Origin of the sequence: Diaphorobacter sp. HDW4B (assembly GCF_011305535.1) — a bacterium.
Taxonomy (GTDB): Bacteria; Pseudomonadota; Gammaproteobacteria; order Burkholderiales; family Burkholderiaceae_C; genus Diaphorobacter_A.
The window spans coordinates 18,915-38,099 of the sequence record NZ_CP049906.1 but is presented as its reverse complement, the minus strand read 5'-3'; the positions used below and the strand labels follow the sequence as shown (position 1 = coordinate 38,099).

The window sequence follows — 19,185 nt, the reverse complement described above, 5'->3', positions numbered from 1 at the left end:
TGAAGATGATTTTGAAGAAGATGAACTCCAAGAATGGAACACACCAGGCGCTTCATGTTCTGGCAGCGCTTGGCCTGGCATCCACGGGCGTTGCCCACGCGGGCGCTCAGGATGACGCCAAAGGGTTTGTCGAAGGTAGCAGCCTGCAGATGCACAACCGTTATGTCTACGAACAGTTGGACTACCAGAACGGCAGCACATTTCGGGCGACCAACGGCGAACGTGGCAAGACCAAAGCAGTGGAATCGGCTTACGGACTGATGATGAACTACCAGTCGGGTTATACCGGTGGCGTGGTGGGTCTGGGACTGGACGCGCATCTGTACGGTGCTGTGAATCTGGGAACCGATGCCGACAGTGCGCGCTCGACGCCGCGCTACATGGCCAAGGATGGACTGGACATTCCGGACAGCTTTGGTCGTGCGGGTGCTGCACTCAAGTTGCGGATGTCGTCCACCGAATTGCGGGTAGGCGAGATGCGCACCAAAAATCCCATCTTCCATTCGTCGGACACCCGACTTCTGCCAGAGACCCATCGCGGCTGGATGATCAGCAGCAGCGATATCCCGACGCTTGCGCTTCAGGCGGGACGCTTTACCGGCTGGTCCGATCGAAATGCCCGAAAGAGCAACAACGCACTGCTTGCCAACTACTCCGGCGTCACGGGCGATGCATTCCGCTTTTTGGGTGGCATGTGGAGCACGCCAGTACAGAACCTTTCGCTCACAAGCTACGTCGGCCAGTATGAAGACAATTGGAACACGTGGTATCTGGGAAGCTTCTACAAACTGCCGCTTGAGCAAAAGCGCTCTCTGTCGTTCAGCCTGAATCTCTATCGCAACACGGACACGGGCCTGGCGAAATCGGGGGAGGTCAGCAACACCACATGGAGCCTGATGAGCACCTATGCCGCAGGTCCGCACAAGCTGGGGATCGGCTACCAGAAGGTGAACGGAAACAGTCCTTTCGACTATGTGAACCGTGGCTCTATCTGGCTCGAAAACGCCATGCAGCTCTCCGACTTCAATGGCCCGCGTGAAGCGTCCTGGCAGTTGAAGTACGACGTGGACCTGGCATCGATCGTCACTCCTGGCTTGAGCGCGGGCATTGCCTACACGCGAGGTTCCGGCGTAGACAACAGCCGCCTCAACCGCGTTTATGCCAACTATCTTGGCTACAGCGGATCGAACGGAAAGCACTGGGAGCGTGATGCCGTTGTGCGCTACGTGGTGCAGGGCGGCAGTGCCAAGGGCCTGAGCATGCAACTGCGTTATGGCGTGCACCGCACCAACAAGGCGCAGGGCGAATCCAACATGAACCAGATAAGGTGGGTGGCTGAGATGCCAATCACGGTGTTCTGAGTCTTCAAAACAAAAAAAGCCAGCAGACTCTTTGCAGAATCCGCTGGCTACCCACGATGAAAAGAACCTTGGAGCACCTGTTGTTGGGGTGGCACCAGTGATGGATTATATCACTGGTGTGTGAATGATTCTCAATACTTTGATCGTTGCGGAAGCATTTTTTGCACAACGGTGATTGGAGAGCTTTCGTAAGGGAACTAGCTACATCCGCGAGACATTCAGTGCGACGATTGCCCGCAAGCCAGCGCCCAGACTGACGCAGCCCAGTGGCAGCAGCTTGCGTGGCGCGCTGGTGATGGAACGGTGGTTCAGGTATCCGACCACATCCGCAAAAGGTTGTGATAGTGGCCGGTCAAGGCGACCGTTTCTTCGGTCTCGCCGATGCGGGCGCGCAGACCTCGCAGAGCCTGATCCATTTCGAACAGCATGGCGCGCCGAGCAGGGTCGCGAACCAGACTTTGCGTCCAGAAGAACGCACCCACGCGCTCGCCGCGGGTGACGGGATTGACGCGGTGCAGGCTGGTGGAGGGATAGAGAATCATGTCACCCGCAGGCAGTTTGACTTCGTGCGTTCCGTAGGTGTCGACCACGGTCAGCTCGCCGCCTTCGTATTCGTCAGGGCCGCTCAGGAACAATGTGCATGAGACATCCGTGCGCATCCACAAGACCGAGCCTGGCACGCGGCGTGCCGCGCCATCGACGTGCAGGCCGTAGGTCTCCTGATCGCTGTAGCGGTTGAACAGCGGCAGCATGGTGCGGGCGGGCAGCGCGGCGCTGAAATACAGATCGCATCGCGCGAGTGCCTGCTCGATGATGCGCCCTTGCTCGACGGCGACGGGCGAGGTTTCGGGCAACTGGCGATTGCGTTTGACATGCGCGCCTTGCACGCCTGCGGTGGTGCGCCCGTCGACCCATTCGGCAGCATCGATGGCGGCACGCATCTGCGCGACTTGTTCGTGGGTGAGGACGTTGGGGATATGCAGCATCATGCGGGGCAGTCCTTGAACGGAAAAGCCCGGCCATGACAGCTGGCCGGGCGCAGGTTGTGACGTGCTTTTTTGTGTGCGTCGTCTTAGAAATGCACGTTCGCGGTCAGACGCACCGAGCGTGCGATGCCTGGGAAGTAGCGGTAGCCGCTCTTGTTGATGGCAGAGACATAGTCCTTGTCGAACAGGTTGAACACGTTCAACTGCACGTCGAAGTTCTTGTTGACCTTGTAGCTTGCCACCGCGTCAAACACCCAATATGAATCGGTGCGGTTCGGTGTACCCACGGCACCATCGGTGCCGCGCTTGAGGCCGCCTGCGTAGCGTGCGCCGCCACCGATGCTCAGACCGAAGGGCAACTGGTAGTGGGTCCACAGCGAGAACGCGTCCTTGGGTGTGTAGGTCAAGCCGTTCGTTCCGTCTGCGGCCACCTTGGTGCCGGTGTCCACCTTGGTTTTCTGGATGGTGTAGCCGCCGCTCACGCCCCATGCCGGGGTGATCTGGCCGGTCACGCCCAGTTCGATGCCTTGGACGACCTTCTTGCCGGTCTGGCCGACGGTGCCATCGGGATTGGTGACGATTTCGTTGGTGACTTCAGTGCGGAAGAGCGCACCCGACACCAGCATGTGCTTGTCGAACAGTTCCCACTTGGTGCCCAGCTCGGCCGTCTTGGCCTTTTGAGGATCCATGTTGGGATTGGCGGCATTGTTGGCCGCCGAAGACAGCGCGAAGTTCGCGCCGCCCGGAGGCTGCTGCGACAACGCCATGTTCGCGTAGATGCTGCCATTGGGAGCTGGTTTGTAGAGTGCGCCGATCTTCCAGTTGAACAGATTGCCGCTCTTCTTCAGATCGAGTGTGGATGCGCCCTTGGCGTCCCAGGTGTCGTAGTCGGTCTTGTAGTGATCCAGGCGCACGCCGCCGTTGATCTGCCATTGCTCGTTGAGCTTGAGGGTGTCGAAGGCATAGAGCGCAACGGTGTCGGTCGTCCCCTTGTTGCCAGCGCCGGTACGGGCGTAGGCGGGCAGGGACACGCTGGAATTCGGGTGGTAGACGCTGACAGTGGGAACGGTGCCGCTGGTGGCCAGCGTGTAGCCGTTTTGCTCTTCGCGCGCGAGTTCCAGGCCGGTGCTCAGATCATGCTTGATGGAGCCGGTCTCGAAGCTCGCGTTCAGGTGGGTCTGGTTGGTCAGAATGCGGTTGACCTGGTCCTTGGTGTTGATGCTGCGGGTGATCGTCCATGTGGAGGGATCGGTGCTCGGCGTCACCAGTTGCGACGTGCCGGCCATGAACGACGACAGCAGATAGTCCTGCTTGGTCTGGCCCCAACGCGAAGTGTTGCGCAGCGTGACGCCAGGCGCAAAGTCGTGCTCGACACGCAGTGTCACCATGTCCGCGGTCACATCATCGTGGTCCGACGAGGTGCCGTAGAAATTGGAAGAGTTCACACGGCTGGCACCCGAGAGGTAAGGGCGCTTTGTCGGATCAGGCGAAGAGTAGCCGGGCAGGCCCATGGTCAGCACGCCGCCATCAGGCACGTTGCTCTGCTTGACGTGCAGGAAATTCAGATAGGTGCGTGTGTCGGTGTTCAGGCCGAAGGCGAGCGATGGCGCGATGCCCCAGCGGTCGTTCTTCACTTCATCACGTCCGGCCACACCAGCGTCTTGCGCCATCGCGTTCAGGCGAAAGGCCGCACCTCCCATGCCTTCGAGCGACTTGTTCCAGTCCACGGTCGAGCGCTTGTAGCTTGCGCTGCCGGCGCTGAGCGATGCGTCGAAGCTGTCCTCCAGCTTGGGCTGCTTGGTCGAGAGGTTGATCGAGCCGGTGGGCGCAGAGCGGCCGAAGTCCGTGCCCGCAGCGCCCTTGATCACGTCGATCTGCTCGATGTTGAACATGTCGCGCGAGATCGAGCCAAGGTCGCGAACGCCATCGACAAAGATGCTGCTGGACGTGTCGAAGCCGCGCATGTAGATCGCGTCGCCCGTGCTGGTGTTGCCGTTCTCGCCCGCGTAGAACGTGCCGGCACCGGGCACATTGCGCAGCGCTTCGGTCAGCGTGGTCGCGCCTTGTTCCTTCATCAACTGTTCCTTGATGACGGTGACGGTCTGCGTGGTGTTGACCAGCGGCTGGGTGAACTTGGGAGAGGACAGACCGTGCGCAGGCGTATAGGCCGATTCCTGTACGTCGGTCACCGTCACTTCTTTCAGTGTGGGCGTGGCAGCAGGTTTGGTCTGGGACTGTGCGTGTATTGGCAGGCTGAGCGCTGCAATGGCCGTTGCGGCAAGAACCGTGTGTTTGCGGCTTTTGATGTAAGTGTTGGAGTTCGCCATGATTCGGAGCGGAGAAATGGAACAAGTTGGCTTGCTGCGTTCAAACGACTCATCCTCAATGGCTGAGTGCGTCATGGGAGACAACTGGCTTCATGAAAGCATTGCTTTGCTTCTTTTTAAATGATAATGATTTGTATTAAAATAGACGAATGCATATATACAAATCGGATTTAATTTGTTGCAAATTCACCACTTTGTGACACAACGCCACAGTGCGACGCAAGCGACGACGCTGGACGCATGGCACTTGGAGGAATCGCAGATTCAGTGCTTCACAGGCACGCCCAAGATCAACCGCCTGCGTGACGCAGGTCTGCGCCCAACGGTTGCGCGAATGGCCACGTTGCTGGTCTTTGACTGCTCAAAGGGAGAGGGCATCGGCATCAACGAGGTGATCCGCCGAATGGCCGAGTTGGGTGTGCGTGTGGGCATAGGCTCCGCCCACCGCGCTATCCGTGAGTTGGCGAAACATGGACTGGTGCAACGTTGTACGGATGACGAAGGCAAGGTGCTCTATCAAGGCATTCAGGGAAGCGCTGCACGAATCGGATCGACGTGTACCAGCACCGCCTCGGGTGGACTTGCGCGTTGAATCCCCTTCCGATCCGCTTCCAGCCGCTTGTTGATCCGTGCGTGCAGAGGCTCCTTGAGCGGTTGCTGCACCTGTCTGCCGATGAGCGATTGGCATCGCCGAATTCGGGTTTCGATGTCCGCAGCATGGACGTGCTGCCGGATCCACCAAGGTGCGGGCATGCGGGAAGAGCCTCTGTGTGTTCACAACCAGAGCAGCCCGAACCAGAGATGGTGAGCGGTGCGCATCAGGATCCGAATCCATAGGGTGCAAATCGGCTCGAGTTCTCGTCCACATTCAATCCTTTCCCCACATACGGAAACGCACGTTGGGGGCAGTGCTCGCGTTCGCAGACCTTGCAGCCCATGCCGATGGGGGTGGCGGACTCGGGGTCGTTGAGGTCCAGTCCCTTGGCGTAGACCAAGCGCGATGCGTGGCGAACGTCGCAGCCGAGGCCGATGGAAAACGTCTTGCGTGGCGACCCATAGCCGCGTTGCCCGCGCGAGACCGAGCGCGCAATCCAGAGATAGCGACGCCCGTCGGGCATGCTGGCGAGTTGGCGCAGCACGTGATCGGGTTGGGCGAACGCCTCATAGACATTCCACAGCGGGCAGGTGCCGCCCGTGCGGCTGAAGTGAAAGTGTGTGGCCGACTGACGCTTGGAGATGTTGCCTGCCCGGTCCACGCGCACGAAGAAGAACGGCACGCCCGGCGCATCCAGTCGCTGCAAGGTGCTGAGTCGATGGCACACGGTTTCAAAACCCACGCCGAAGCGCTGGCCCAGCAGGTCGATGTCGTATCGCAAATGTTCTGCCGTTTGAAGAAATCGGCCATAAGGCAGCAAAAGCGCGCCAGCGAAGTAGTTGGCCAAGCCCACGCGCGCCAGTTTGCGCGCGGCGGAATCGGCGTTGAACTGCGGTGTGTGAATGTGTCGGTCGATGGTGTCGCTGATCTCCAGCAGGGCCAATTGGGTGCCCAACTGAAAGGCTTGCTGGGCGGGCTCCAGCGCGGATGACAGTTGAAGAATGCGACTCGCGGGATCGAAGTGGCGCTGGCTTTCGAGGGTGTCCTCCAGAAACTGCACACGCACTTGGTGGCGTTGTTCCAGTCGCTGGATCAGCCAGTCCGCAAGATGGCTGCCGCTCGCGAGGGCCTCATCTGCGAGCCGCTCTGCTGCGCGATCCACGTCGTCGAAATAGTTCTGGTGCGCGAAGAAGAAGTCGCGCACGACTTCAAACGGCATGGCGCGTGGTGCGGTTGCATCGGATCGATCGTCGCCCAGTTTCAGCGACAGGGTCTCCATGCGTTCCATCGCCTCGAGATGCCGACGGTGCAGGGCAATCACCGCCAGGCCGAGGGCAGGCATTTGCGCAGCGACTTCCTGCAATTCGGGCAGGGCGATGGCCTCCGGCGCATCCGCGAGTGCCTCGCGCAATCCGGCCACAAGGCGCGCTTCTTCGTCTTCCGAAAACTGCTGGATGTCGACGCCCAGCGCCCGATGGAGTTTGAGCAGCACGGACACGGTCAATGGACGCTGATTCTGTTCGAGCTGATTGAGATAGCTGGGCGACAGGCCGAGCGCGTGGGCCAGTGCGATCTGGGACATGTCGCGCTCTGCGCGCAACTTGCGCAGCTTCACGCCCATGAAGGTTTTTTTCATCGCTTGGTCTTTCCGGTGTTCGGGTCGATGTTCGTTGTCGGTGGATCAGTTGAGTTCGCAAGATTCGCAAAATGATGGATTTCATTCGCAAAAATTCGCCTTTTCAGTCCTGTTCTCAAGCCGTTATTTTGCGTAAATTGCGAACCATGACAACACCCACTGGATTCGCCGAGTTGCAGGAACTGGTATTACCAGCGCTTGCCAACCACCACGGAACGCTGTTTGCAGGGCAGGGTTTGCAACTGATGGCCAAGGCCGCATTTCTCGCGGCGCGCAGTTTGGCGCAGCGCGAAGTGGTGATGGCGGGCGTCACCAGCGTTGAATTTCTCTCACCGATTCCGGTGGGACAGCGAGTCACTTTGCGTGCCTGGGTGAGCCGCGTAGGGCGCAGTTCCATGACGGTCTGCGTTACCGGCTTGGCCGATCTTCCGGGCATACCTGCCGAAGAAGCGCTCAAAGGTTTGTTTGAGATGGTTGCGGTCGATGCCAATGGCCGAGCTGTACCTATTCATTGTTCTTACATCAATCAGGAGACCCCACTATGACGACGACAACGACTGAAACGCCAGCAGCGTCGACCTTCAAACCCAAGAAATCGGTTGCGCTCTCCGGGGTGACCGCTGGCAACACGGCACTGTGCACCGTGGGCCGCAGCGGCAACGATCTGCACTACCGCGGCTTCGATATTCTGGACATCGCCGAAGTCTGCGAATTCGAGGAAGTCGCGCATTTGCTGGTGCATGGCAAATTGCCGACGCGTTCCGAGCTGCGAGCTTACAAGGACAAACTCAAGGCGTTGCGCGGTCTGCCAGCCAGCGTGAAACAGGCGCTGGAGCAACTGCCCGCAGCCAGCCATCCGATGGATGTGATGCGCACGGGCGTGTCGGTGCTGGGCTGCACCTTGCCCGAGAAGGACGACCACAACCTGCCCGGCGCGCGCGATATCGCGGACCGCCTCATGGCATCGCTTGGCTCGATGCTGCTGTACTGGTATCACTTCAGCACCTCGGGCAAGCGCATCGACGTGGAGACGGATGACGACTCCATCGGCGCGCATTTCCTGCACCTGCTGCATGGCAAGAAGCCAAGCGCGCTGTGGGAACGGGCGATGCACACTTCGCTCAATCTGTACGCAGAGCACGAGTTCAACGCATCCACCTTCACCGCGCGCGTGGTGGCGGGTACGGGCAGCGACATGTACTCGTCCGTCACCGGCGCGATTGGCGCGCTGCGCGGCCCCAAGCATGGCGGTGCGAACGAGGTGGCATTCGAAATCCAGAAGCGTTACGACAATCCAGCCGAGGCGGAGGCCGACATCCGCAAGCGCGTGGACAACAAGGAAGTCGTGATCGGCTTTGGGCATCCGGTCTACACCGTGAGCGATCCACGCAACGTGGTCATCAAGGGCGTGGCCAAGCAGCTCTCGGATGAGGCGGGATCGACCAAGATGTTCGACATCGCAGCACGTCTTGAATCGGTGATGTGGGAGGTCAAAAACATGTTCCCCAACCTCGATTGGTTCAGCGCCGTGAGCTACCACATGATGGGTGTACCGACCGCCATGTTCACACCGCTGTTCGTGATTGCGCGCACCAGTGGCTGGGCGGCGCACATCATTGAACAACGCGTGGACAACAAGATCATTCGTCCCAGCGCAAACTACACCGGTCCGGAAGACCAGAAGTTCGTGCAGATCGACGCGCGCGTTTGAATTCGACTTTGCATCGCCCCATGAACAACGAATACCGAAAACCGCTTGCAGGTGCAGGCCTTGATTACTTTGACGCACGCGCCGCCGTGGATGCCATTGCGCCGGGTGCCTGGGCGCGGTTGCCCTACACCGCTCGTGTGCACGCCGAGAACCTCGTGCGACGCGCCGATCCCGCACATCTGCAGGACTACCTTGGCCAGCTCATCGAGCGCAAGCGGGAGATCGACTTTCCGTGGTTTCCCGTGCGCGTGGTGTGCCACGACATTCTGGGGCAGACCGCGCTGGTCGATCTGGCGGGCCTGCGCGATGCCATCGCCAAGGAGGGGGGAGACCCGGCAGCCGTGAACCCGGTGGTGCCTGTACAGCTCATCGTGGACCACTCGCTGGCCGTGGAATGCGGTGGCTACGATCCGCAAGCCTTCGAGAAAAACCGCGCGATCGAGGATCGCCGCAACGAAGATCGCTTTCACTTCATCGAGTGGACCAAGAAGGCCTTTGCCAACATGGAGGTGATTCCTGCGGGCAACGGGATCATGCACCAGATCAATCTGGAGAAGATGTCGCCCGTGGTCTACGTGCAGGCTGGAGTGGCTTTTCCCGACACCTGCGTGGGGACAGACAGCCACACGCCACATGTCGATGCGCTGGGCGTGATCGCGGTCGGCGTGGGCGGGCTCGAAGCCGAGAACGTGATGCTGGGCCGTGCGTCGTGGATGCGGTTGCCGGACATCGTTGGCGTGGAGTTGACGGGGCGACGCCAGCCCGGCATCACAGCCACCGACATCGTGCTGGCATTGACCGAATTCCTGCGCCAGGAAAAAGTCGTCGGTGCCTATGTGGAGTTCTACGGCGAGGGTGCGCGCAGCCTGTCGATTGGCGACCGTGCCACCATCGCGAACATGTGCCCGGAGTTCGGTGCAACGGCGGCGTTGTTTTCCATCGATGAGCAGACGCTCGCCTATCTGCGTTTGACGGGCCGAGAAGAAACGCAAGTGCAGTTGGTCGAGACCTATGCAAAACAAGCGGGCTTCTGGGCGGACACGCTGAGCGATGTGCAGTACGAACGTGTGCTGAAGTTCGATCTTTCGACCGTCGTTCGCAACATGGCCGGGCCATCGAACCCGCATCGCCGACTGCCTGTGTCGGAGCTGGCCAGTCGCGGCATCGCTGGACCCGTCAAGCTGGAGATGGCCCGTGCCGAAGAAGCTGACGGACTGCTTCCCGATGGTGCGGTGATCATCGCAGCCATCACCAGCTGCACCAACACCAGCAACCCGCGCAATGTGATTGCGGCGGCGCTGCTGGCTCGCAACGCCAACCGGCTTGGCCTCAAGCGCAAGCCGTGGGTGAAGACTTCGCTCGCGCCCGGATCGAAGGCGGTGGAACTGTATTTGAAGGAGGCGGATTTGCTCGGTGACCTGGAGGCTCTGGGTTTTGGCATCGTCGCCTTTGCATGCACCACATGCAACGGCATGAGCGGCGCGCTCGATCCGCAGATTCAGCAGGAGATCATTGATCGCGATCTGTATGCCACGGCGGTGCTGTCGGGCAATCGCAATTTTGACGGCCGCATTCATCCGTATGCCAAGCAGGCGTTTCTCGCGTCGCCGCCGCTGGTCGTGGCCTATGCGATTGCGGGGACGGTGCGCTTCGATATCGAACGGGATGTTCTGGCAGTCGTCGATGGCCAGCCCATCCGATTGCAGGATCTTTGGCCAAGCGACGAAGAAATCGATGCGGTGGTCGCTCAAGCGGTAAAGCCTTCGCAGTACCGCGCGGTGTATGACCCGATGTTCGCCATTCGCGTGGATGACGGTGAGAAGGCCGATCCGCAGTACGCATGGCGCGCGCAATCGACCTACATCCGTCGTCCGCCTTATTGGGACACGGAAGGGGTCGGTGCGTTGGCAGCCAACCCGCGAACGCTCAAGGGAATGCGTCCCCTGGCGCTCTTGCCGGACAACATCACCACCGACCATCTGTCGCCGTCCAACGCCATTCTTGCGGGCTCGGCGGCAGGCGAATATCTGGCGAAGATGGGATTGCCGGAGGAAGACTTCAACTCTTACGCCACGCATCGCGGTGACCACCTGACCGCCATGCGCGCTACGTTCGCCAATCCGCAGCTTGTCAATGAAATGGCGGTGATCGACGGTCAGGTGAAAAAGGGCTCGCTCGCCCGCATCGAACCCGAAGGCAAGGTAGTGCGGATGTGGGAGGCGATGGAGACGTACCTGAACCGGCGCCAGCCGCTCATCATCATCGCCGGGGCCGACTACGGCCAAGGCTCCAGCCGCGACTGGGCGGCCAAGGGCGTGCGACTGGCCGGTGTGGAAACCGTCGTGGCCGAAGGCTTCGAGCGCATCCACCGCACCAACCTGATCGGCATGGGTGTATTGCCGCTTGAATTCAAGCCGGGTATCACGCGCAAGACATTGCAACTCGACGGGACCGAAACCTATGATGTCGAAGGCGAACGCAAACCGCGAGCCGAGCTCACGCTGGTGATTCATCGCCGAAGCGGCAGCATCGACCGCGCTCTCGTGACCTGCCGCCTCGACACTGCCGAAGAGGTCTCGGTGTATGAAGCGGGTGGCGTGCTGCAGCGCTTTGCACAGGATTTTCTGGCATCGAACGCAGCGCACACCGTTGAGGCATAAGCACAGAAAGCCATTCGTAGCGACATGACAAAGCATCTCCCTCAAATCAAGATTCCCGCCACCTACATGCGTGGCGGAACCAGCAAGGGCGTGTTCTTCCATCTGAAGGATCTGCCCCAGTCCGCACAACAACCCGGCGCAGCGCGTGACGCCATCTTGCTTCGCACGCTGGGCAGTCCCGACCCCTACGGCAAGCAGATCGATGGAATGGGCAATGCCTCTTCGAGCACCAGCAAGGCGGTGATTCTGGCCAGGAGCGAACGAGCCGATCACGACGTGGATTACCTGTTCGGTCAGGTCTCCATCGACCAACCGCTGGTGGACTGGAGCGGCAACTGCGGGAATCTGTCGGCTGCGGTCGGCCCTTGCGCGATCCACATGGGCCTGATCGATGCAGCGCGCATTCCAGAGAATGGCGTGTGCATTGTTCGCATCTGGCAAGCCAACATCGGCAAGACCATCGTCGCGCATGTGCCCATCACCGATGGCCAGGTTCAGGAGACAGGCGATTTCGGACTGGACGGCGTGACGTTCGCAGCCGCTGAGGTGGCACTCGAATTCCTCGATCCGGCCGATGAAGGGGAAGAGGGCGGTGCCATGTTTCCCACCGGAAATCTCGTGGATCAACTGGAGATTCCGGGCGTCGGCAGCTTCGCGTCCACGTTGATCAACGCAGGCATTCCGACCATCTTTCTCAACGCCGGGGATCTTGGCTACTCCGGCTGCGAGTTGCAAGGGGACATCAATGCAGATGCCGAAGGGCTCGCCCGTTTCGAAGCCATTCGCGCACACGGCGCGCTCAAGATGGGTTTGATCAAGGACCTCTCCGAAGCCGCCACGCGTCAGCACACGCCCAAGATCGCGTTCGTCGCGCCACCTTCGAGCTACACGGCGTCGAGTGGCAAACAAGTCAATGCATCGGACATGGACCTGCTGGTGCGCGCTCTGTCCATGGGTCAACTGCATCACGCCATGATGGGCACGGCGGCGGTCGCCATCGGCACGGCGGCTGCGGTTCCGGGCACGTTGGTCAATCTGGCCGCAGGCGGCGGCGAGCGCACGGCCGTGCGCTTTGGGCATCCATCGGGCACGCTGCGGGTCGGTGCGCAAGCCCGCTTGCAGCACGGACAGTGGGCGGTGACGAAGGCGCTGATGAGCCGCAGCGCACGCATTCTCATGGAAGGCGTGGTGCGCGTGCCAGCCGACAGTCTCTGAAATTCAAGGGCAAGCAATGTCTACAAGAAAACAACTGAAGCAATTGGCGCAGGAGCGTCGTGGGGTTCTCGTGCCTGGTGCATTCAATGCGTTGTCGGCGAAGGTCATCGAAGACCTGGGTTTCGAGGCGATCTATGTGACGGGTGCCGGTGTCACCAACATGTGGTTCGGCATGCCCGACCAAGGTTTCATGGGGCTGTCGGAAATTGCCGATCACACGGCCCGAATCCGCGATGTGGTGAACGTTCCCTTGATCGTCGATGCCGACACGGGCTTTGGCAATGCACTCAACGTGTATCACACGGTGCGCACTCTGGAGCGCGCGGGTGCCGATTGCATTCAGCTCGAAGATCAGGTCGCGCCCAAGCGCTGCGGTCACTTCAGCGGCAAGGACGTCATCTCCACCGAAGAAGCCGTCAGCAAGATCAAGGCGGCGGTGGACGCAAGGCGCGATCCCGATCTGCTCATCATGGCCCGCACCGATGCCGCTGCAACCCACGGCTTCGAGGCAGCGGTCGAGCGTGCGCAGCGGTTTGCTGAAGCCGGTGCGGACATTCTGTTCGTCGAGGCCGTGACCACCGCCGAGGAAATCCGCGCGCTGCCCCAACGGCTCGCGACACCGCAGCTCATGAACATGGTCATCGGTGGCAAGACTCCGATTTTCAATTCAGACCAGTTGGCAGAGCTGGGTTACGGCATCGTGCTGTATGCGAATGCGGCACTGCAGGGGGCGGTCGCAGGCATGCAGAAGACGCTTGCGGTTCTGCGCGATGAAAAGGCAGTGCAGGAGTCCAGCGGATTGGTGGCGACCTTTGCGGAGCGGCAGCGGCTGGTGGGAAAGCCAGTCTGGGATGCTTTGGAGAAGCGCTATACGTGATCGAGCCGTCTGCAGACGTCGTCGCTCAATAGCGCTTGCATGAACTGAAAATGGGCGGAAGTGCTGCCTGCGCTCGCCAACCTGGTTCGGGCGACCAAGGCGTTGCGAGGGCAGCACTAGTGGGAAGAGACGAACGCTCAGGCCGCTTCCACGGTCTGACCCAGCACGGCCAGAGCGTTGCGCGCCGCACTCAGTCCCATGTTCACATAGGCATCGCTCGTCACGCCTCCGATGTGGGGGCTCAGAATGAAGCCGGAGCGGTTCTGAAACGGGTGTCCTGCCGCCATGGGCTCGACCGCGAAACTGTCCAGCCCAGCGGCACGAACATGACCGTTTTCCACGGCGGCCAGCAGCGCCGCTTCATCAATGAGTCCGCCGCGCGCGGTGTTCACCAGCACCACGCCGGGGCGGCACAGGGCGAGCGTGTCGGCATTGATCAATCCCCGGTTGTCGTCGGTGAGCGGGCAATGCAGCGAGATCACGTCGGAGTCGCGCCAGATGGTTTCCAGATCCACGCGCTGCACGCCTTCAGGCCATGTCGTTGCGTAGGGATCAAAGCCCATCACATTCATTCCCATGGCGCAGGCCATGCGAGCGAAGCGCTGCCCGATGGCACCCAGTCCAATGAGTCCCAGAGTGCGCCCTGCAAGCTCCAGGCTCTTGTGCGTCGATTTGTCCCAGAACCCCGCGTGCATGCGCTCATTGAGCTGTGGCACGGATTTGGCGCAGGCCAGCATCAGCGTCAGGGCCTGCTCCGCAACCGCCGAGGCATTGGCGCCCAGTGCCGCGACCACGGCGATGCCGCGCTCCTTTGCGGCGGACTTGTCGATCGTGTCCGTGCCGCTGCCGTGCTTGGAGATCACCTTCAGCGACGGTGCCGCGTCCATGGCGGCAGCGCCGACTTTGCTGTAGCGAACAATGATGGCGACCGGGTCATGTTCCTTGCACAGCGCGACGATGTCTTCCTCGGTCGGGGTCTTGCCCGCGTAGACGATGTCGTAGTTCTTGAGAACTTCCAGTGCCTGTGCCGCGAGATCGGCTCCGGTGACCAGTATTTTCTGGCGGCTCATAGTTCTTCTCCTTCTTTGAGAACGCCAGCCGCGCGAAGCGCTGCCGGCAACCACTTTGAGCCTGTGTCGCCGCGTGCGATGGCCTCGATGCGGGCGGCTTCGTCCGCGACTTTTTTCGTGGCCAGCGACATCATGGCCGGGGCCTTGGCTCGCTCGATCACGACGACTCCATCCGCATCCCCCACGACCAGATCGCCAGGGTGGATCGTCACGCCGCCCGCAGAAATGGGGTGGTTGATGCGACCGGGAACGAACTTGGTGGGGCCTGCCGGATTGAAGCCTGCGCTGAACACGGGGAAGCCAAGATCCAGCAGTTCCAGCTTGTCGCGAATCGAGCCGTCGATGATCACGCCTCCAAGCTTCAGTTTCTTGCAGGCACTGAGCATCAGCGTGCCCATGAGCGCGGCGGTCTGATCGCCCTTGCCATCCACGACGATGATGTCACCGGGCTGGGCCAATGCGATCGCGGCGTGAATCATCAGGTTGTCGCCGGGACGAACCTCCACGGTGAAGGCCGGGCCGGCGAGTTTCATGCGTTCATGCACGGGAGCGACACGGCTGTGCATGGTGCCGCGTCGACCGGCCACATCCGCAAGAATCGCTGCTTGGAACTCGGCCGCTTGCTGGACGATGCTGGCATCCACGCGCTCGAAGTCGCGGATGATTTCAGGTAGTTGGTTCATGGCTTGTGAGGAATAAAGGACAAAGAAAGAGCCGTCCCCCGCCTGAAAGCGGGGAAAACGCCAGAAATTTCAAAAAGGAGAAACGTGGAGCGTGAGGCTCAGTCCAGACTCGCGCCCGAGTCCTTGACGATCTTTCCCCAGCGGGGCAAGTCCGTGCGCAGCAGTTGCCCGAAGGTCTGGGAGGTGCCGCCCAGCACATCGCCACCTTCCGAGCGAAGCTTCTCGACGACGTCTGGTTGGGCCAAGGCATCGTTGACGGCCTTGTTCAGTCGGGCGACCACCGCGTCGGGCGTGCCCTTGGGCGCCAGCACGCCATACCAGGTGCTGGCTTCGAAATCCTTGTATCCCAGCTCGGCGAGCGTGGGGGTATCCGGCAGTTGGGGCGAGCGCTTCAGCGATGTCACGGCAACAGGGCGCAGCTTGCCGCTGCGCACATGTCCGAGCAGGGTCGGAAGTGCCGACATGTACAGATCGATGTTTCCGCCCATCAAGTCCGTCATGGCCTGAGCGGCCCCCTTGTACGGAACGTTGCGCAGTTCGATGCCCGCCGCCTTCTGCGCCAATTCGCCCGCCAGATGGGAGACGGTGCCATTGCCCGAATAGCCCAGAGTCAATTCTCCTGGCTTGCTTTTGGCGGCTGCGACCACATCCTCGAACTTCTTGTACTTGGAGTTCATGCCGGTGGCCATCACGACCGGAGCGGAGGACACGAGTGCAACGGGCACCAGATCCTTGAGCGGGTCGTAGGGCAGCTTGGCGTAGAGAGACGGATTGATCGCAATGTTGCTTGTCTGACCCACCACCAGCGTGTATCCGTCGGGGCTGGCCTTCGCCGCTGCGTCCACACCGAGGTTGCCGCCCGCGCCCGGACGGTTGTCCACGATGATGTTCCATTTGTTCATCGTCCCCATTTTTTGGGCGACCGCCCGAGCGACCATGTCGGTGCCGCCTCCGGGAGGGAAGGGCACGATCAGTCGAATCGGCTTGGCCGGAAAGTCGGCCTGCGCCTGGGCCGCCTGGAAGGGCGCAGCGAGCAATGCGACGCCGATGGCCATCCCACTGATGAGCTGCAAGCGTGCGCGTTGAATGCGCGAGTTCGGCTTATTTGTCATGGTGTTGTCTCCAGATACGTGATGTTGAGGGATATGGAAGCTTCCCGGCCATGAGGCGAACTTTACGGATGAGTTTCACACAGTACAATACCGTTGCACACAGCGAAACACATTGCATGCAGAGAAACACCCGCACTCCCTCATCCACGAAGCCAAAGCCGCCCGTCTCCAAAGCGCCGGAGCCCCACAACGAGCAGGGTCCGGACTCCAGTGGCGGGGTCACCGCGGTGACCAGAGCACTGCATCTGCTCGAAGCGTTCGAGCTGGGTGAATCCCACTTGTCCCTGTCCGAACTCAGTCGCCGATGTGGGCTGCACAAGACGACGGTGCTGCGTCTTGCGCGCACGCTGGCGCTGTCTGGATACATGGTCCAGCGAGACGATGGCGAATGGCGTCTGGGGCCCGCTTCGGGCTGGCTGGGCGCGCGTTATCAAGCAGGGTTCGATGTGCAGAACGAGCTGGAACCGGCGCTGCGGGAACTCACGCAACAAAGCGGTGAAAGCGCTGCCTTCTACGTGCGCGAAGGCAATGTGCGGACCTGCCTCGTTCGTGTGGAAGGGCCGCAGGCATTGCGCCACCACGCACGAATGGGAGAGGGCCTGCCCCTCGATCAGGGCTCACCGGGTCGCGTTCTACTGGCGTTTGCAGGAGAGCAGGGACCGGTCTACGAAGAGATACGCAAGCGCGGCTTTCATTGGTCCATCGGCGAGCGCGAGCAAGGCGTGTCGACCGTCTCCGCGCCCGTGTTTGGCATGCATTGGCGACTGCTCGGGGCCCTTTGCATTTCCGGCCCCGCCTCGCGCCTGCCGCAAAGCCGACTGGAAGAGTTGGCACCGATGGTGATGGCCGCTGCCACCAAGCTTTCCTACCTGCTGGCAGCAAGCACCAGCACGCCCCTGCAATCGCGCATGGCGTCCTGGCATCCTTGACGCATCAAGTCGCGCGCTGCTGAGGTAGCGTCGCTGCGCTCAGCCGTGCCTGCCCCAGCTCAACACACGCAGCCATTGCGGCCGCCATGTGAGCGTGAACGCAATGACGAGTGCGGATGCTGCCAGCACCATCACCCAGACGAGGATCGCCATCGATGCATGGTCTGCTGCAAGGCACAGGCCGAGGCTGACGACCAGCATGCCAGCCCCCAGCCAGCGCAGAACCATGGATGACTTGCGCGAGTGGGCATCCTTGCGAACCCGCTCCCAATGCGATTGCATGGCCAGTGCAAGCCAGCCCATGCCGATGATGCAGGTGACCTGGGCTGCTGCGAGAAAAAGCGTTTCACGCATGAGCCGCCTCCGTGCGTTGCACGGGCTTGTGCACGGACGCTTTGTGAGCGAGCTTGCGCGCCGCCTTGAAGGACAACCAGGCCCCCGCGAGCAGGAACAGATCCACCCCAGCCACGGGCCAATAGGTATCGGTCCAGACCGTCTTGATCAGATGATCGCCGGTGGTGATCCAGTTCAGCAGCACGGCCCCGACAGCCAGGACGGCCACCGCCCAGCTTTGCTCTCGCCAGGCGGGGTTGGGCTGTCCCTGAGCGACCGGACCGCTGCGTGCAAAGGCGTGCGCCATGGCTGCGACCCATGTGGCCCAGAAGATGTACTGCTCCAGATCTCCACGTGCTGGCCAAGTGGGTGGAAGCGTTTCTGGCAACAGGCGATTGGCAATGAGGATGCCCAGAGCTGCAAGCAACATGCCTGTGACGGTGGTGACGGCCAGCGCGTCCACGATGCGGGCGCCTTGACTGCCGGATTTCGCGTGCTGCTTCTTGCGCTTTTCGACGAAGAAGATGAAGCCGGTGGCAATGCACACGCAACCCATCAGCCCCCCCAGCACATACAGCCAACGCAGCATCCAGTGGCGGAAGTGCTGCAGGTGCAGGCCGGTCAGAAAGGTGTTGATGCTGTCGACCGTGGTGCGCGGTGGATCCTCGCGCAGCACGTCGCCAGTGCTGGCCTTGAAGTGAATGCCATCGCCCACCAGTGCAATGCGATCGGTGCCTGCGCGGTAGATGCTGACGTAGCCGTTCTCATCGCCCACATGGTTCAGCGAGAGCAGACCCACTTCCCCCGCCATGCCCTTGGCCGCCCAGCGACGGCGTGCTTCGCTCACCATGTTGTCGACGGACGCCAGAGGTGCCGCGACGCCCGCGCGATCATGCGGCAGTCCCGTCTCTTGTGCCTCCATCTTCTCGTGCAACTCATGCAAAGGTTCGAGCTGGGTGTGCGTGACCGGAAAGTAGATGCCTGCAAAAATGACCAGCCCGGTGAACGCGAAGAAGAAATGGAAGGGCAGGGCGAGCACGCCCGTCATGTTGTGCAGATCGAGCGTGCTGCGCTGCGAGGCCTTCTTGGGCCGGAAGGTGAAGAACTCACGGAAGATCTTGCGATGCATGACAACGCCGCTGACCAGCGCGACCAGCATCACCAGCGCTGCCAAACCGACAATCCAGTAGCCAATGCTCTTCCACTGAAAATTCAGGCTGTAGTGCAGCGGATAGAAGAAGCGGCTGCCGATCTTCAACTGGTCATCCGGCAAGGCAACGCCGCTGCGTGGATCGATGGTGCGATTGCCCCAGACGCCCTCTTCAGGGTTCTTGGCATTGGGCACGACGTAGCCGGCAAACACACTCAACACCGGGTCGCGATGGGTGGTGTAGGCACCCCAGGTGCGCACGGTATCGAAGCGCTCGGGAAGCGGGCCGTTCACACGATCACGCATGAATTCGAGGCTTTCCTTCGTGGGCTGAATTTTCTCGAACGCAGGCCGAAGCACCTTCTCGAAAGAGGGCATGGGTTGTGGTTCGAAGCGCGAGGCTGGAATCGCCCAGCGATCAATTTCGCGATCGAAAACGGACAGCGCGCCAAAGAAGAAGCAGGCCATCAGCACAAAGCCAAGCGCCAGTCCGAACCAGGTGTGCAGCCAAGTCATGCTCAGACGAAAGCTTTGGAACAT

At 61.0% G+C, this 19,185-nt stretch carries 16 protein-coding genes; 8 read left to right on the top strand and 8 right to left on the bottom strand.

Annotated features, from left to right (window positions below):
- Positions 1-20 precede the first annotated feature (20 nt).
- A complete protein-coding gene (locus tag G7048_RS25040; RefSeq protein WP_240933404.1) occupies positions 21-1,361 on the top strand; it encodes an OprD family outer membrane porin in 1,341 nt (446 codons plus the stop codon).
- A 308-nt stretch (positions 1,362-1,669) separates the two neighbouring features.
- Here G7048_RS25040 and G7048_RS25035 read toward each other — a convergent pair whose 3' ends face one another.
- Together G7048_RS25035 and G7048_RS25030 are read right to left on the bottom strand one after the other, a co-directional pair.
- On the bottom strand, positions 1,670-2,350 hold the full coding sequence (locus tag G7048_RS25035; protein WP_166071200.1) for a Fe2+-dependent dioxygenase: 681 nt from the start codon (positions 2,348-2,350) through the stop codon (positions 1,670-1,672).
- An 83-nt stretch (positions 2,351-2,433) separates the two neighbouring features.
- A complete protein-coding gene (locus G7048_RS25030) occupies positions 2,434-4,674 on the bottom strand; it encodes a catecholate siderophore receptor Fiu (protein ID WP_166071199.1) in 2,241 nt (746 codons plus the stop codon).
- Between the two features lie 196 nt (positions 4,675-4,870).
- On the opposite strand from G7048_RS25030, the gene G7048_RS25025 reads away from it, so the two are divergent.
- Entirely contained in the window at positions 4,871-5,266 is a 396-nt protein-coding gene (locus G7048_RS25025; protein ID WP_166071198.1) for a transcriptional repressor, read from the top strand.
- A 226-nt stretch (positions 5,267-5,492) separates the two neighbouring features.
- Here the strand turns inward: G7048_RS25025 and G7048_RS25020 are convergent, their stop codons facing one another.
- Complete coding sequence (locus tag G7048_RS25020) at positions 5,493-6,905, bottom strand: short-chain fatty acyl-CoA regulator family protein (RefSeq protein WP_166071197.1); 1,413 nt, start codon at positions 6,903-6,905, stop codon at positions 5,493-5,495.
- 146 nt (positions 6,906-7,051) lie between these two features.
- On the opposite strand from G7048_RS25020, the gene G7048_RS25015 reads away from it, so the two are divergent.
- From G7048_RS25015 to G7048_RS24995, 5 genes are read left to right on the top strand one after another with little or no spacing between them, the layout of a single operon-like run.
- Positions 7,052-7,450 (top strand): acyl-CoA thioesterase, encoded by a 399-nt coding sequence (locus G7048_RS25015; RefSeq protein ID WP_166071812.1) that lies wholly within the window; start codon positions 7,052-7,054, stop codon positions 7,448-7,450.
- The gene (gene prpC / locus G7048_RS25010; protein WP_166071196.1) at positions 7,447-8,616 is read left to right on the top strand and encodes a 2-methylcitrate synthase; all 1,170 of its coding nucleotides are present in this window, start codon (positions 7,447-7,449) and stop codon (positions 8,614-8,616) included. Before G7048_RS25015 ends, prpC begins: the two co-directional genes overlap by 4 nt.
- 20 nt (positions 8,617-8,636) lie before the next feature.
- The gene (acnD, locus tag G7048_RS25005; protein ID WP_166071195.1) at positions 8,637-11,276 is read left to right on the top strand and encodes a Fe/S-dependent 2-methylisocitrate dehydratase AcnD; all 2,640 of its coding nucleotides are present in this window, start codon (positions 8,637-8,639) and stop codon (positions 11,274-11,276) included.
- A 24-nt stretch (positions 11,277-11,300) separates the two neighbouring features.
- A complete protein-coding gene (prpF, locus tag G7048_RS25000; protein WP_166071194.1) occupies positions 11,301-12,491 on the top strand; it encodes a 2-methylaconitate cis-trans isomerase PrpF in 1,191 nt (396 codons plus the stop codon).
- Between the two features lie 16 nt (positions 12,492-12,507).
- The gene (locus G7048_RS24995) at positions 12,508-13,368 is read left to right on the top strand and encodes an oxaloacetate decarboxylase (protein ID WP_166071193.1); all 861 of its coding nucleotides are present in this window, start codon (positions 12,508-12,510) and stop codon (positions 13,366-13,368) included.
- 137 nt (positions 13,369-13,505) lie between these two features.
- Here the strand turns inward: G7048_RS24995 and G7048_RS24990 are convergent, their stop codons facing one another.
- From G7048_RS24990 to G7048_RS24980, 3 genes are all read right to left on the bottom strand, one after another.
- Entirely contained in the window at positions 13,506-14,438 is a 933-nt protein-coding gene (locus tag G7048_RS24990) for a hydroxyacid dehydrogenase (protein ID WP_166071192.1), read from the bottom strand.
- Entirely contained in the window at positions 14,435-15,121 is a 687-nt protein-coding gene (locus tag G7048_RS24985) for an RraA family protein (protein ID WP_166071191.1), read from the bottom strand. The genes G7048_RS24990 and G7048_RS24985 overlap by 4 nt, the downstream gene beginning before the upstream one ends.
- Before the next feature lie 98 nt (positions 15,122-15,219).
- Positions 15,220-16,176 carry a tripartite tricarboxylate transporter substrate binding protein gene (locus G7048_RS24980; RefSeq protein ID WP_166071811.1) on the bottom strand — a complete coding sequence of 319 codons (957 nt, stop codon included), beginning with the start codon at positions 16,174-16,176 and terminating at the stop codon, positions 15,220-15,222.
- 173 nt (positions 16,177-16,349) lie between these two features.
- Between G7048_RS24980 and G7048_RS24975 the strand changes: the two genes are divergently transcribed.
- Positions 16,350-17,162, top strand: coding sequence for an IclR family transcriptional regulator (locus G7048_RS24975; RefSeq protein ID WP_166071190.1), 813 nt, complete (start codon positions 16,350-16,352; stop codon positions 17,160-17,162).
- Between the two features lie 39 nt (positions 17,163-17,201).
- Here the strand turns inward: G7048_RS24975 and G7048_RS24970 are convergent, their stop codons facing one another.
- Positions 17,202-17,516, bottom strand: a complete 315-nt coding sequence (locus G7048_RS24970; RefSeq protein WP_166071189.1) for a DUF3325 domain-containing protein — start codon at positions 17,514-17,516, stop codon at positions 17,202-17,204.
- Complete coding sequence (locus G7048_RS24965) at positions 17,509-19,185, bottom strand: PepSY domain-containing protein (protein WP_166071188.1); 1,677 nt, start codon at positions 19,183-19,185, stop codon at positions 17,509-17,511. The genes G7048_RS24970 and G7048_RS24965 overlap by 8 nt, the downstream gene beginning before the upstream one ends.